Genomic DNA, 13,738 nt, shown 5'->3' on the forward strand with positions numbered 1-13,738 from the left:
TGCACACCCCACTTTGCAAATCTAGCATGTGCTAAGTGCAAACTTGCAAAGGACGCGTAACATGGCCGCTCCCAAACTCTATGCCGGAGCCAAATTGCGCGAGGTCCGCACCCGCGTGGCGCTGACGCAAAAGGACTTTGCCGCGAAACTGGGCGTGTCCCTGCCCTACCTCAACCAGATGGAAAACAACAACCGGCCCGTCAGCACATCGGTGGTGCTGAGCCTTGCGCAGGAATTCGGGCTGGATGTGACCGAACTCAGCTCGGGCGACGGAGAGCGGTTGGTATCAGACATGCGCGAGGCGCTGGCGGATCCGGTGTTTTCCGGCGACATGCCCCCGCTGGCGGATTTGCGATTGGCGGCCTCCAACGCCCCTGCGCTGGCGCATGCGTTCATTGACCTGCACAGGGCCTACCGGCAAACCCATGAACGGCTTGCCTCATTGGACGAGGCACTGGGGCGCGAGGACGCCCGCGCTCACCCCTCACCCTGGGAAGAGGTGCGCGACTTTTTCCACTATTGCGACAACTACATCGATGCGGTGGACCGCGCCGCAGAACACTTTGCCACAGCCCAGGGGCGTCATGGCAACATCCGCGTGGCCGCCGTTTCGGCCCTGTCCCATGCGGGGATCAAGGTGGCGTTTGAGGATGCCGACATGCTGCGGCGCTACGATAGTGCGGCCCGGGTGCTGCATATTTCGACCCGCGCCACGCATCAAAGCCAGACCTTTCAAATATTGCTGCAAGTGGCATTGTTGCGCCAGAACGCCTTGCTGGATGCGACTCTTGATCTGGCACGGTTCCAGACAACCGAGGCACGCGATATCGCCAAGATCGGGCTGGCCAACTACTTCGCGGGAGCCGCCCTCATGCCCTATGCCGCATTCCAGCGGGCCGCACAGGAAACACGCCACGATCTTGAGCAGCTGGCCACCGGTTTCGGGGCCTCGATCGAGCAGGTGTGCCATCGCCTGTCAACACTCCAGCGCCCCGGGGCCAAGGGCATCCCCTTCTTCTTTGTGCGTGTGGATCAGGCGGGCACGATCACCAAACGACATTCGGCCACACGTCTGCAATTTGCGCGGTTCGGCGGGGCGTGCCCCTTGTGGAACGTCCACCGCGCCTTTGAGCAACCGGGGCAATTCCTGCGGCAACTGGCCGAAACGCCGGACGGAGTGCGCTATGTCAGTCTGGCGCGGGATGTTTCCAAGACAGGCGGTCGGTTCGGGGCCCCTGTGCGCCGCTATGCCATCGCGCTCGGGTGCGAGGTGAAACATGCGCCGGATCTGGTCTTTGCGGATGGGTTGGACGTGGGGCGGGCCGACGCCTTTGAACCCATTGGCATTTCCTGCCGGATTTGCGAGCGCAAGCAGTGCCATCAACGCTCCGTTCCGCCGCTTGAGCGGCAATTGTCGGTCGATCCCGACACCCGCGGCGTGCTGCCCTATGCGGTGAACTAGGCGGATCAGGATCCGCCTTACCCCGTAAGGCGCAGGTGTCCTGCGCCCCCTTCAGCGCCGCGCACGTCGCCAGCCTGCCGCGCGGGCCTCGGCTTCTGCACAGAACCAGCGCTCGCCGCGCGCTTCGTTGATCCCGGTGCGTTCATAAAACGCCTGCCCCGGCAGATGATAGATCTGTCCGTTCTTGGAGATATTGCCCTTGATCCGACATGCTGGATCAGGCGGGATACGTCCCCTGGCGCGCGTCACCCGGAACTGCGCAGGCGATTGCACTCGAAATCCGTGCAGGCCGCGGTCGGCCACGTAGGCCGCCTTTTCTTCCAGATCATAATCCATCCCATAGCGGCGATAGGCAAAGGCCCATCCCTGCGCCACCGCCTCTTGCCCAATATCGAGACCCGCCACATGGCAGCGTGCCACCATCCGCCCGTATTTGTCCGTATCAACACGTGCGCAGGTCGCGATGCGACCGCCAAAGGCTGCATCGACCTGCGCACTGGCCCATATCCCGCAGGCAAAGGGCAGCCCCTGTTCCGTCAAACAGGCCTGGTCCTGTTCGGGTGCATCAATCGCATGAAGACGCACCCGCGTGCCCCCCACATCAATGGTGTCGGCATCAATCACACGGACCACCCCCGACACATCCGCGCCTGACATCACTGGCCAAAGGGCCAGAACAAATATAGAATAAATCCTTAACATACCCCTCAATTGGAGGCTTTGTGTTAAGAGATCAACCGATCATCTTGCGAAATGCTTAACGCTGCATTGTTACCCACGCGGGGTGTATCCAGGGTTCATCATTGCTGCGCGCAAGCGGGTCACGGCCCAAGATATGGTCGCTCATCTTTTCGCCGGTCATAATGGAAGGCCCGTTCAGATTGCCGTTGGTGATACGCGGAAACACCGAGCTGTCCACGACCCGCAAGGCATCCACACCAATCACCCGCCCCTCCGGGTCGACCACCGACATCGCGTCATCGCGCGCACCCATCCGACATGTGCCGCACGGATGATAGGCGCTTTCGGCGTGTTCACGGATCACATCGTTCAGCTCTTCGTCGCTTTGATAGTCCGCGCCAGGTTGGATTTCATGCTTAACAAAAGGTGCAAAGGCGTCCTGGGCAAAAATCTCGCGGGTGAGCCGGATGCAGGTGCGGAAATCCTCCCAATCCTGTTCGGTGCTCATATAGTTGAACCGGATCACGGGGTCATCGGCAGGGTTGGCTGAGCGCAAGGTGACCGCCCCGCGCGAAGGCGAGCGCATCGGACCGGTATGGGCCTGAAAGCCGTGTCCTTCGGCCGCCGCCTGCCCGTCATAGCGCACGGCGATTGGCAGGAAATGATATTGGATATCCGGGTAGGCCACGCCCGCCTTGCTGCGGATAAAGGCCGCGCTTTCGAACTGATTGGAAGCCCCGAGGCCCGTGCGCGTGAACAGCCACTGTGCCCCAATCATCGCTTTGGAGATCAAATTCCAGTGTTTGTACAAGGTGATAGGCTGTTTGGAGGCCATCTGGATATACATCTCAAGATGGTCTTGCAGGTTCGCGCCCACACCGGGGCGATCCACGACCACGTCGACACCATGCTCCGCCAGATGTGCAGCGGGGCCGATCCCCGACAGCATCAGGATCTTGGGCGAGTTGATGGACGAGGCGGCCAAAATCACTTCTGCCCGCGCCCGCACGATCTGCCCACCTTGCAGCACCACTCCGACCGCGCGGCCCTCTTCGATCAGCACCCGCTCCACCAGCCCGCGCATCAGATCGCAATTGCGCCGCTTGAGCGCGGGGCGCAGATAGGCGTTGGCCGCAGACCAGCGGGTGCCGTTGTGCACCGTCTGTTCCATCGGGCCAAAGCCCTCTTGCCGATGCCCGTTATAGTCGTCCGTGACCTGATACCCCGCCTGCTGGCCTGCCGCCACGAAGGCCGAAAACAGCGGGTTGTCCCGCGGGCCACGCCGCACATGCATCGGCCCGTTCGTGCCCCGCCAGGCCGGGTCACCACCGTGACCTGCGTCGTCCCAATTTTCCATCCGCTTGAAATAGGGCAGCACGTCGGCAAAGGACCAGCCGTGCGCGCCGCTTTCGTCCCAATGGTCGAAATCCATCGCGTGTCCGCGCACATAGACCATGCCGTTGATCGAGGATGAGCCGCCGATCACCTTGCCCCGCGGACAGGCAAGGCGACGCCCCCCCAGGTGTGGTTCGGGTTCGGTTTTGTATCCCCAGTCATAGCGCGCCATATTCATCGGGTAAGACAGCGCGCCCGGCATCTGTATGAAAGGCCCCGCATCCGTCCCGCCATGTTCAATCACGAGCACGGATTTGCCCGCCTCGGCCAGTCGGAAGGCCACCGCGCACCCGGCGCTGCCCGCGCCGACGATCACATAGTCGGCTTCCATCAGAACGGCGCCTCGAGATCGCCCATGCGGACGTAGATCGATTTCAGCTGGCTGTAATGCTCAATCGCTGTCTTGGAGTTCTCACGCCCCACGCCGGATTGCTTGGACCCACCAAAAGGGGCCTCGACCGGGGCGTCGTTATAGGTGTTGATATAGCATGTGCCCGCCTGGAACCCGGCCGCCACTCGGTGCGCGCGGGCCAGATCGCGGGTGAACACGCCTGCGGCAAGGCCAAATTCAGTGTCGTTGGCGCGCACCATAACATCCCCCTCGTCCTCGAAATCCAGCACCGCCATGACGGGGCCGAAAATCTCTTCACGCGCGATGCTCATGTCGTCGCGCACATCCGCAAAAACGGTGGGTTCGAGGTAAAAACCGTTTTTGTCCAGACGTTTGCCGCCATAGACCAGCCGCGCACCTTCCGCCTGCCCTTTGGCGATGTAGCCCAGGACGATATTCATTTGCCGTTCGCTGACCATCGGCCCGAAGGAGGTGTCGGGGTCTTGTGGGTCGCCGATGACGGCATGCGCCAGACGTTCGGAGAGGCGGGACAGAAACGCCTCTTTGATGTCCCTGTGCACGAAGACCCGGGTGCCGTTCGAACAGACCTGCCCCGAGGAATAGAAGTTACCGAGGATCGCGCCCGAGACCGCGTTTTCAATATCCGCGTCGTCAAAGACGATCATGGGGGATTTGCCGCCAAGTTCCATCGTGACGTGTTTGATGCCCGCCGCAGCCGCCGCGTAGACCTTGCGTCCCGTCGGCACGGAACCCGTCAGCGAAACCTTGTCGACGCGGGCGTCCGTCACGAGGGCCGCGCCCACATCGCCAAGTCCCTGCACCACATTGTAGACGCCCGCCGGTGCCCCCGCCTCGTACAGGATTTCCGCGACCTTCAGCGCGCAGAGCGGTGTGGTTTCGGACGGTTTGAACACCATCGTGTTGCCGCAGGCGAGCGCGGGCGCGCCCTTCCAGCTTGCGATCTGGGTGGGGTAATTCCACGCCCCGATGCCGACGCAGACGCCCAGAGGTTCGCGGCGGGTATAGACCCAGTCTTCGCCCAGTTGGATATGCTCACCGGTGAGCGTGGCCGCCATGCCACCGAAATATTCCAGCGCATCGGCCCCCGACGTGGCATCAACCACGCTGGTTTCCTGATAGGGTTTGCCCGTATCGTAGGTTTCCAGCACCGACAGGTCATGGTTGCGTTCGCGCATGATGTCTGCGGCCCGGCGCAGAATACGGCCCCGTTCGGTGCCGGTCATTGCCGCCCATGCCGCTTGCGCATTTCGTGCCGCATCAAGCGCCCGTTCGATGATTGCAGGGGTGGCAGAATGCACCCGCCCGATCACCTCACCGGTGGCGGGATAGATCACGTCGATGGGTGTGCCATCCGTGTCCTCGACATACTGTCCGTTGATAAAATGGCTGGCGGTGGGTTGGGTTGGATAGGTCATGGAGCCTCCGGCGGGAGTTTTTCTGGCAAGATGAAGGGCGGATCATTCGCCCCTTGGAAAGCGTTGGTTTTCTTCGAGGACGTTGAGGTCCATGTGGTTGCGCATATACCGCTCGGATGCATTTTGCAGCGGCTGGTAGTCCCATGGGAAGTACCCCCCTTCGCGCAGCGCCTCGTAGACCACCCATCGCCGCGCCTGGCTGGCGCGCACCTCTGCGTCAAAGCGGTCGAGGTCCCAACGCGCGTCAGCCTTGGCTTGAAGTTGGGTCAGGGTACCTTGATGGACGGGGGTGTCAGCGAGGTTGTTGAGTTCGTGGGGATCGGCCTCAAGATCAAAGAGCTGGTCCGGATCCAGCGCGCAGCGGTTGTATTTCCACTTGCCATAGCGCAGCGAGACCATGGGCGCATAGGAGCCTTCGGCGGCGTATTCCATCGCCACGGGTTCGGTGCGTTCCACCCCCTGCCCTTGTGGCACAACCGACTGGCCGGTGGTCCATGGGCTGATTTCGGACATGTCGACCCCGGCCAGATCGCATAGCGTCGGGCAGACGTCGATATTGCTTACCGGGTCGGTCACGAGGCCCGGCGTCATCGAGGGGGCGCTGATCATCATCGGAACCCGCGCGGAACCTTCAAAAAAGGACATCTTGAACCATAACCCCCGCGCGCCCAGCATATCGCCGTGATCGGAGACGAACATGATGATCGCCTCCTGGCGCGTGCCTTCCAGCGCCTCCATCACCTCGCCGATCTTGTCGTCGAGGTAGGAGATATTGGCGAAGTAGGCCCGGCGCGAGCGGCGGATATCCTTGTCTGTGATGTTGAAATTGTCTCGGTCGTTGGCATCTAGAATGCGTTGCGAATGGGGGTCCTGATCTTCGTAAGCGATCGGACCGACCTCGGGCATCAGGTGGTCGCACCCCTCGTAGAGGTCCCAGTATTTCTTGCGCGCCACGTAAGGGTCGTGCGGGTGCGTGAAGCTGACCGTCAGGCACCAGGGCCGCGCATCGTGGCCCCGCCCCAGATCGTAGATCTTGCGCGTGGCGTGATAGGCAACCTCGTCGTCATACTCCATCTGGTTGGAAATCTCGGCCACGCCCGAACCGGTCACCGACCCCATGTTGTGATACCACCAGTCGATCCGCTCGCCGGGTTTGCGATAGTCCGGCGTCCAGCCAAAGTCGGGCGGATAGATGTCGGTGGTCAGTCGTTCCTCGAACCCGTGCAACTGGTCAGGGCCGACAAAGTGCATCTTGCCCGCAAGGCAGGTCTGGTAGCCCGCGCGGCGCAGGTGGTGGGCGTAGGTGGGGATAGAGGAGGCGAACTCGGCGGCGTTGTCATAAACGCCCGTCGCGCTCGGCAGTTGGCCCGACATGAATGCGGCCCGGCCCGGCGCACAAAGCGGAGAGGCGGTGTAGCAATTGGCAAAGCGGGTCGAACGGGCCGCCAGTTTCTTGAGGTTGGGCGCGTGCAACCAGTCGGCGGGGCCATCCGGGAACAGCGTGCCATTCAACTGATCAACCATGAAGATGAGGATGTTGGGCTTGCTCATGTGGGCTGTCCGATCAAGGTGTCGAGGGCGCGCAGGGCGGTTGTCCTGGCATCTGCCAGAATGGTGTCGGGCGCGAGGGCTGCGCGCAGGTAAAGCCCGTCGATCAGCGCGCCCAGCATCTCGGCATCCGTCCCCGGTGTCGCGCTCAGCGGGCGCAGCGCATGGGTCAGGTTTGCGCGCAGGCGACGTTGATAAAGGGTCAGCAGACGGCGGGTTTGGGGATGGGTGGCGGCCTGGGCATAGAGCGTCATCCAGGCGCTGATCGTGGCAGGCGCAAAGCAGGAGGGCGCAAAACTGGCCGTAATCAGTGCTTCGGCTCGGGCGCGCGGCGTTGGTGCCCTCCGCAGGCCTGCGACCACCTCAACCCCGAAATCACGCAGGATCTGGCGCATTGCGGCCAGAAAAATCTGATCCTTGCCGCCAAAGTAATGATGGGCCAGCGCGCTCGACATGCCGGCGCGTTTGGCAATCTGCCCGACGGTGATGTCCAGCGATCCTGCGGCCCCGATTTCGGCAATCGTCGCCTCCACCAGCGCCGCGCGGCGGATCGGTTCCATTCCCACTTTTGGCATTGATGCCCCCTGCGATCAGACTGGAGCGCAATCTGTGGGTTTTTTATTGATCCGTCAATCAAGAAAAAACTACAACTTGGTGGCAGAGCTCACAGGCGTGATCGGGCGACGCTTGAGCACATGCTCGCGCCATGTGATGAAGGTCACCGCGCTCAGGATCAGTGACCCACCCAAAATTACCCAGATATCAACAGGTTCCGCAAAGAAAACTGCCCCGAGCAGGACCGCCCAGACCAACTGCAAGAAGGTGATCGGTTGAGTCACGGTCACCGGTGCCACCGCAAAGGCCATCGTCATTGTATAATGCCCCGCCGTGGCGAAACAGGCGACCGCAAACAACAATCCAAGATCGTTCCAACTGGGGGTCACCCATTCGGCCAAGGCAAACGGGGCCAGTCCAAGTGTCACAAAGATCGATAGCATGGCCACAACGACAGCTGGTGTCATCTCGTCCGCCAGGATCTTGGCCAACAGATAAGACCCCGCAAACGTCACTGCGCAAAACAGCATCGCCAAATGCCCCGGTTCGACCTCACGGAAACCGGGCCGCAGGATGACGGCGGTGCCGATCAACGCCACGGTGATGGCTGCAATCCGGCGCATCGCCAATCGCTCGCCCAGAAACAGGGCCGCACCAATGCTGACATAGACGGGCGCAAGGTAGTTCATCGCCGTTACCTCGGCGATCGGAATGCGGGTCATTGCGTAAAACCAAAGGATCACCCCGCCCGAGTGGAACAGACCGCGCAAGGTGAACAACCCCCACTGACGGCGGGTCAAATGTGCCGCACGCACCGCGGGCAGCATCGGCAGCAGGAACACAAGGCCCAGCACATAACGCAGGAACGCCGCCTCGGCGGGGGGTACACGTGGCCCCATATATTTGACCAGTGCGGTGACTGCGACAAAGCACAAGCCGGTGACAAGCATCCAAAAGATGCCAAGCATCGGGCGTGAGGGGGTGGGGCTCATGCGCGTATCAAGGCGCAAAGCCTGCGCGCGCGCAAGGTCACAAAAACAGCAGTTTCAAGGCGATGGCCCACATGGTCAGCGCAATGACCGCATCAAGCACCCGCCATGCACGCGGATTGGCAAATAGAGGAGCAAGCAGGCGCGCACCGTATCCAAGGCTAAAAAAGAACACGAAACTGGCCAGGGTCGCGCCAATTCCAAACATCAAACGATCCGGATATTGCGACGAAATCGAGCCGATCAAAACCACCGTGTCCAGATAGACATGCGGGTTCAGCCATGTCAGCGCCAACACAGTGCCAACGGCCGCACGCAGGCTTTGAGTGTCTTCTCCTGTGGTTTGCAAACCCGCCGTGCCCCGCCACGCCGAACGGGCGTTTTGCCAGCCATACCACATCAAAAACGCCGCACCTCCATACCGCATCACAGGTTCGAACCACGGCACCGCTTCTGACAGCGCGCCAAAACCCGCAACACCTGCCGCGATCAGAACCGCGTCGCATGCCGCACAGGTCAGGCACACCCAAAACACATGTGCCCGGCGCAAACCCTGCCGCAACACAAACGCATTCTGCGCCCCAATCGCCAAAATAAGGGACAGCGACAAAAAGAAACCGGGAACGAAACTGGCCACAAAAGCGCCTCCAAAAACACCACATCCCTGACTAGAGGGATGAAGACCGGGCGGCAAGGCACACTAAGCTATACGTTTTTTGCACAGCAGGGTTGCACAATTAAACAGCGCAATCGGGTTGAGCACCCCCCATCTATCTGAAAGACCACTCCTCTGGCCAAATCGGATCTCATCAGGATCACGCCTGCGGCCAGAAACTGACAAGTAACGGGGGTATCACGTTGATCTGATCTTTGATGATTGGCGTATAACCCAATAGTCCACATATGATGGACTACGACAATGAGGAAGCATGCAGATGCTTGATGACACACATTCGGTGGACCTGACCAAACAGGACCTTGAGCTGATCGAAGCGGCCCTGCAAACGCAGGAGAAAATTCTGTCGGTCCAAAGCCGCGCCGGAGGAGATGCCGCGCGTACAAGGCTGAACGACCTCAAGGGTCTGATGCGCCGCCTGCGCCGCCAAACCCCTGCCCCGCACGCCGTGGCCGGATCAAGCTGGAGTCAGGTTGCTCGACAGCTGTTCTTCTAGACGCCGCACCGCTCTGAATGGATGATACGCCGCCACTGGAGACAGTGCGGCGTTTTGCGTTTCAGCCCGCCCCAACAACGAACCCTCGCCTTCTTTGACCAGAAATACCGCGGGGGAGGCCGCAGGCCGGGGGCGGAGCCCCCTAAAATAATAGGTCCCCGCCTGTGGCGGGAGGGCAGAGCCCCCTAAATGAAAAAATCCCCGCCCACGGCGAGAGGGCAGAGATCCCAAATATCCATCCATGGCCGCAGTGCAGCCCCCGCTCAGCCAATCCCGTGCTGCCTAGGTGTCGTCAAGCTGCGCCATCACCTCGTCGCTGGCCTCGAAGTTGGTGGTGACCAGTTGCACGTCATCATCATCTTCCAGCGCATCCACCAGCTTCATCAGCTTTTGCATGCCCTCAAGATCCATCTCGGTGGTGGTGGTCGGACGCCAGATCAGCTTGGTCGACTCCGACTCGCCCAGCTCCGCCTCCAGCGCAGTGGACACCTCATTGAGGTCAGTATCCGCGCACCAGACCACATGGCCATCCTCACCGGATTCCACATCCTCAGCCCCAGCTTCGATGGCGGCCATCATAATCGTGTCCGCATCACCCGCATCCGCAGGATAGCTGACCGCCCCCTTGCGATCGAACATGAACCCGACACTGCCTGTCTCGCCCAGATTGCCGCCGTTCTTGGTGAAAGTGGACCGCACCGTCGAAGCGGTGCGATTACGGTTGTCTGTCATCGCCTCGACAATCACCGCCACGCCATTGGGGCCATAACCCTCATAGCGGATTTCCTCGTAATCGTCCCCATCCCCGGCCTGCGACTTCTTGATGGCGCGATCGATGACGTCCTTGGGGACCGAATTTGACTTGGCCTCTTTCACCGCAAGACGCAGGCGCGGGTTCTTTTCGGGGTCCGGGTCACCCATCTTGGCGGCCACGGTGATTTCCTTGGACATTTTTGAGAACAACTTGGCGCGGATCTTGTCCTGCCGACCTTTGCGGTGCTGGATATTTGCCCATTTTGAGTGGCCTGCCATCTCTGCCTCCTGTCTGCCGCCCGTGGCGGTATGTGGCGAAAAATCGTTCCGCGATGCTATAGGGCAAGGGCGCGGGCCGGGGCAAGCCCGCCCTGTGCACCCACGCAGGGCAGATGCGCGTGGCCAATCGCGACGATGCCGATAGTCTGCGCACAAAAGCGAAAGGCGACAGCACATGGGCGTGATGATCAACGGGATATATGACATCAATGATCCGGCTCCGAACACGGATGCCAGCGGCGCATATGAACGCACCAAAAGCACCCTGCGCAACTGGATCACGACGGACGGGCCCCACCACCCCGAGGCGGGTCGCTACCATCTCTTTGTCGCGTGGAACTGCCCGTGGGCGCACCGCACCTTGCTGGCGCGCGCGGTGCTGAACCTCGCGGACACCATCTCGATCAGCATCGCCAAACCCCGCCGCACCGATCAGGGCTGGGTCTTTGACACAAGCGGGGCCTATTGCGACCCCGAACTGGGCGCGCATGCGGTGCATGAGATCTATGCCCGTCAAACCCCCGGCTATACCGGGCGGATCACGGTGCCGGTCTTATGGGACAAACACACCGAACAGATCGTCTCGAACGAAAGCGCGGACATCACGCGGATGCTTGGCCTCGCCTTCGACCCTGCCCGCCGACTGGTCCCCAAAGCACACGAGACCGAGATCGATCGCTGGAACACGCTTGTTCATTCACGCATCAACAACGGGGTCTACCGCGCCGGATTTGCTCGGACCCAAGCGGCCTATGACAGCGCTGTGACCGACCTCTTTGCGGCACTCGACCAGATTGAGGATCACCTTAAAACCCGCACAACCCTGGTGAGCGACACACTGACCGAGGCGGACCTCAGACTGTTCCCCACCCTCGCACGCTTCGACGTGGCCTATCACTACGCCTTCAAGTGCAACCTGAAAAAACTATCGGACTACCCAAATCTCTGGGATTACGCCCGCGCCATCTACGCAGTGCCGGGCGTCGCAGAGACCGTCAAGCCCGACATCTACAAAGCAGGCTACTTCTCGCGCTCCGAATTACGCAACCCACTCGGGATCATCCCCAAGGGGCCCCATGTGGACTGGGCACAACGGCCCCGGCGCGACATCCCACCGCTCTGACCCCCAACCTTCTTTTGACCACAAATACCGCGGGGGAGTCGCGCAAGCGACGGGGGCAGCGCCCCCTGAAACATCGTGTCGCGTCAGCGCCCTCTGGATCACGGTAAAGCCCCGCATATCAAATGCAAAAACACTGGCACGCCCCGCATCCGCTCCCTAGGGTGCGGCCATGACAACAGATCAAATCATTCTCTTCACCCTGTTCGGCACCGTGTTCGGGATGCTGCTGTGGGGCAAGTTCCGCTATGATATCGTGGCCTTTTCGGCGCTGATGATCGGGGTTGTGCTTGGGGTGGTGCCCAGTGCAGAGGCGTTCTCGGGCTTTGGGCATCCTGCCACACTGGTCGTGGCCCTGGTGCTTGTGGTCTCGGCCGGGCTTGTGCGCTCGGGCGCGGTGTTCCTGATCACCCGCACGCTGGTGGATTCCAGCCGCGCGCTCGGGGGGCATATCGCACTGATGGGAGCAATCGGGGGAGTGCTGTCGGCCTTTATGAACAACGTCGCAGCCCTCGCCCTGCTGATGCCGGTCGATGTGCAAACCGCGCGCAAGGCGGGGCGCAGCCCGGGCCTCAGCCTCATGCCGCTCAGCTTTGCGACGATCCTTGGGGGGATGGTCACGCTGATCGGCACCCCGCCCAATATCATCATCGCCACCATCCGCGAGGATGCGTTGGGCGAACCTTTCCGGATGTTCGACTTTGCGCCCGTCGGGGGCGTTGCGGCCATCGCGGGTTTGATCTTTGTCGCCCTTGTGGGCTGGCGGATGATCCCTGCGCGCAATGACGCCAACGCCGAACTCGAAGATTTGGCAAGCTATATGGCCGAACTTGTCGTGCCCGACGACAGCAAACAGATCGGCAAGCGCCTTGGCCAGCTGGAGGAGGACGCGGACAAGGCGGATGTCGCCATTCTGGGCCTGCTGCGCGACGGCAAGCGCCGCTACGGGCGCGCGCGCAACTCTGTATTGCGGGCGGGTGACGCGCTGATCATTGAGGCCACGCCCGATGCGCTGGACGAATTTCGCGCTGCCACCGGGCTGGCCGTGGCCGACGCCAAACGGGAAGAGAAACTGAACGCCGCCGGCGAAGGTGTTGAAATCGTCGAAGTCGTTGTGACCGAAAACAGCCGCCTTGTCGGGCGCACCGCGCAAATGGTCGGACTGGCCTGGCGGCGCAACACTGTCCTGTTGGGCCTGTCACGGCGCGGTGTGCGTATCACCAGCCAGATCCGCAAGACCGAGATCCAGACGGGCGACATCCTGTTGCTGCTTGTGCCGCGCGACACGGGCGCGGACGTGACCCAATGGCTCGGCTGTCTGCCACTTGAAAGCCGGGGCCTTGCCGTGACCGAAGACAGCAAGGTCTGGCTTGCCATTGGCCTTTTCGGGGCGGCCGTTCTGGGGGCCAGCGTCGGTTTGCTGTATCTGCCGATTGCCCTTGGCCTTGTGGTGATCGCATATGTGCTGGCGCGGATCGTGCCGCTGTCCGAACTCTACACCCATATCGAATGGCCCGTGGTGGTGTTACTCGGGTCCATGATCCCGCTCGGGGCGGCACTTCAGACCTCGGGAGGCACCGAACTGATCGCAGGCTGGCTGATCACCCTCACCCAGGGGATGCCCGCATGGGCGGTGCTGACCGTGCTGATGGTCGTGACCATGTCGCTGTCGGATGTGCTGAACAACACGGCCACCACGATTGTGGCGGCTCCGGTGGGCATCCAGATGGCGCATACGCTCGGGGTCTCGCCCGACCCGTTCCTGATGGCGGTGGCGGTCGCGGCCTCCTCGGCGTTCCTGACCCCTATCGGGCACAAGAACAACACGCTGATCCTCGGACCCGGTGGCTATCACTTTGGCGACTATTGGCGCATGGGTCTGCCGCTTGAAGTTATTGTGATTGCCGTATCAATCCCGACGATCCTGGTGGTCTGGCCGCTTTGACCCGATGCCCTGCCGGTGCGTAAACATTGCACCACCGCGCGCGTCCCGCGT

Annotated in this window: 12 protein-coding genes; 4 read left to right on the forward strand and 8 right to left on the reverse strand. The window is 61.6% G+C overall.

All coding sequences use genetic code 11. The features are described from left to right. Positions 1-61 precede the first annotated feature (61 nt). Complete coding sequence (locus tag Q0859_RS10115; RefSeq protein WP_299150563.1) at positions 62-1,462, forward strand: helix-turn-helix transcriptional regulator; 1,401 nt, start codon at positions 62-64, stop codon at positions 1,460-1,462. Positions 1,463-1,513: 51 nt separating this feature from the next. Here the strand turns inward: Q0859_RS10115 and Q0859_RS10120 are convergent, their stop codons facing one another. From Q0859_RS10120 to Q0859_RS10150, 7 genes are all read right to left on the reverse strand, one after another. Next, complete coding sequence (locus Q0859_RS10120; protein WP_299150565.1) at positions 1,514-2,119, reverse strand: thermonuclease family protein; 606 nt, start codon at positions 2,117-2,119, stop codon at positions 1,514-1,516. A gap of 100 nt (positions 2,120-2,219) precedes the next feature. Further along, complete coding sequence (gene betA, locus Q0859_RS10125; protein WP_299150567.1) at positions 2,220-3,869, reverse strand: choline dehydrogenase; 1,650 nt, start codon at positions 3,867-3,869, stop codon at positions 2,220-2,222. After that, a complete protein-coding gene (gene betB, locus Q0859_RS10130; RefSeq protein WP_299150569.1) occupies positions 3,869-5,326 on the reverse strand; it encodes a betaine-aldehyde dehydrogenase in 1,458 nt (485 codons plus the stop codon). The genes betA and betB overlap by 1 nt, the downstream gene beginning before the upstream one ends. 42 nt (positions 5,327-5,368) lie before the next feature. Next, on the reverse strand, positions 5,369-6,877 hold the full coding sequence (gene betC, locus Q0859_RS10135; RefSeq protein WP_299150571.1) for a choline-sulfatase: 1,509 nt from the start codon (positions 6,875-6,877) through the stop codon (positions 5,369-5,371). Continuing rightward, positions 6,874-7,449, reverse strand: coding sequence for a transcriptional regulator BetI (gene betI, locus Q0859_RS10140; RefSeq protein WP_299150574.1), 576 nt, complete (start codon positions 7,447-7,449; stop codon positions 6,874-6,876). Before betI ends, betC begins: the two co-directional genes overlap by 4 nt. 69 nt (positions 7,450-7,518) lie before the next feature. After that, positions 7,519-8,421 carry a DMT family transporter gene (locus tag Q0859_RS10145; RefSeq protein ID WP_299150577.1) on the reverse strand — a complete coding sequence of 301 codons (903 nt, stop codon included), beginning with the start codon at positions 8,419-8,421 and terminating at the stop codon, positions 7,519-7,521. A 37-nt stretch (positions 8,422-8,458) separates the two neighbouring features. Then, complete coding sequence (locus Q0859_RS10150) at positions 8,459-9,055, reverse strand: LysE/ArgO family amino acid transporter (RefSeq protein ID WP_299150580.1); 597 nt, start codon at positions 9,053-9,055, stop codon at positions 8,459-8,461. Between the two features lie 298 nt (positions 9,056-9,353). On the opposite strand from Q0859_RS10150, the gene Q0859_RS10155 reads away from it, so the two are divergent. Next, positions 9,354-9,590, forward strand: a complete 237-nt coding sequence (locus tag Q0859_RS10155) for a hypothetical protein (protein WP_299150582.1) — start codon at positions 9,354-9,356, stop codon at positions 9,588-9,590. Positions 9,591-9,872: 282 nt separating this feature from the next. On the opposite strand, the gene Q0859_RS10160 is transcribed toward Q0859_RS10155, so the two are convergent. Next, positions 9,873-10,622 carry a YebC/PmpR family DNA-binding transcriptional regulator gene (locus tag Q0859_RS10160; protein ID WP_299150584.1) on the reverse strand — a complete coding sequence of 250 codons (750 nt, stop codon included), beginning with the start codon at positions 10,620-10,622 and terminating at the stop codon, positions 9,873-9,875. A 175-nt stretch (positions 10,623-10,797) separates the two neighbouring features. On the opposite strand from Q0859_RS10160, the gene Q0859_RS10165 reads away from it, so the two are divergent. Both Q0859_RS10165 and Q0859_RS10170 read left to right on the forward strand, forming a co-directional pair. Beyond that, on the forward strand, positions 10,798-11,745 hold the full coding sequence (locus Q0859_RS10165) for a glutathione S-transferase C-terminal domain-containing protein (RefSeq protein ID WP_299150586.1): 948 nt from the start codon (positions 10,798-10,800) through the stop codon (positions 11,743-11,745). Between the two features lie 169 nt (positions 11,746-11,914). Further along, positions 11,915-13,687 carry an SLC13 family permease gene (locus Q0859_RS10170; RefSeq protein WP_299150588.1) on the forward strand — a complete coding sequence of 591 codons (1,773 nt, stop codon included), beginning with the start codon at positions 11,915-11,917 and terminating at the stop codon, positions 13,685-13,687. Positions 13,688-13,738 lie beyond the last annotated feature (51 nt).

Source organism: uncultured Tateyamaria sp. (assembly GCF_947497045.1).
Classification (GTDB): Bacteria; Pseudomonadota; Alphaproteobacteria; order Rhodobacterales; family Rhodobacteraceae; genus Tateyamaria.

Bases quoted from the DNA above. Each gene is read 5' to 3' on its own strand.
- Q0859_RS10115 (WP_299150563.1), top strand. From the start codon at position 62: ATGGCCGCTCCCAAACTCTATGCCGGAGCCAAATTGCGCGAGGTCCGC.
- Q0859_RS10120 (WP_299150565.1), bottom strand. From the start codon at position 2,119: ATGTCAGGCGCGGATGTGTCGGGGGTGGTCCGTGTGATTGATGCCGAC.
- Q0859_RS10165 (WP_299150586.1), top strand. From the start codon at position 10,798: ATGGGCGTGATGATCAACGGGATATATGACATCAATGATCCGGCTCCG.
- betC (WP_299150571.1), bottom strand. From the start codon at position 6,877: ATGAGCAAGCCCAACATCCTCATCTTCATGGTTGATCAGTTGAATGGC.
- betB (WP_299150569.1), bottom strand. From the start codon at position 5,326: ATGACCTATCCAACCCAACCCACCGCCAGCCATTTTATCAACGGACAG.
- Q0859_RS10155 (WP_299150582.1), top strand. From the start codon at position 9,354: ATGCTTGATGACACACATTCGGTGGACCTGACCAAACAGGACCTTGAG.
- betA (WP_299150567.1), bottom strand. From the start codon at position 3,869: ATGGAAGCCGACTATGTGATCGTCGGCGCGGGCAGCGCCGGGTGCGCG.
- Q0859_RS10145 (WP_299150577.1), bottom strand. From the start codon at position 8,421: ATGAGCCCCACCCCCTCACGCCCGATGCTTGGCATCTTTTGGATGCTT.
- Q0859_RS10160 (WP_299150584.1), bottom strand. From the start codon at position 10,622: ATGGCAGGCCACTCAAAATGGGCAAATATCCAGCACCGCAAAGGTCGG.
- betI (WP_299150574.1), bottom strand. From the start codon at position 7,449: ATGCCAAAAGTGGGAATGGAACCGATCCGCCGCGCGGCGCTGGTGGAG.
- Q0859_RS10170 (WP_299150588.1), top strand. From the start codon at position 11,915: ATGACAACAGATCAAATCATTCTCTTCACCCTGTTCGGCACCGTGTTC.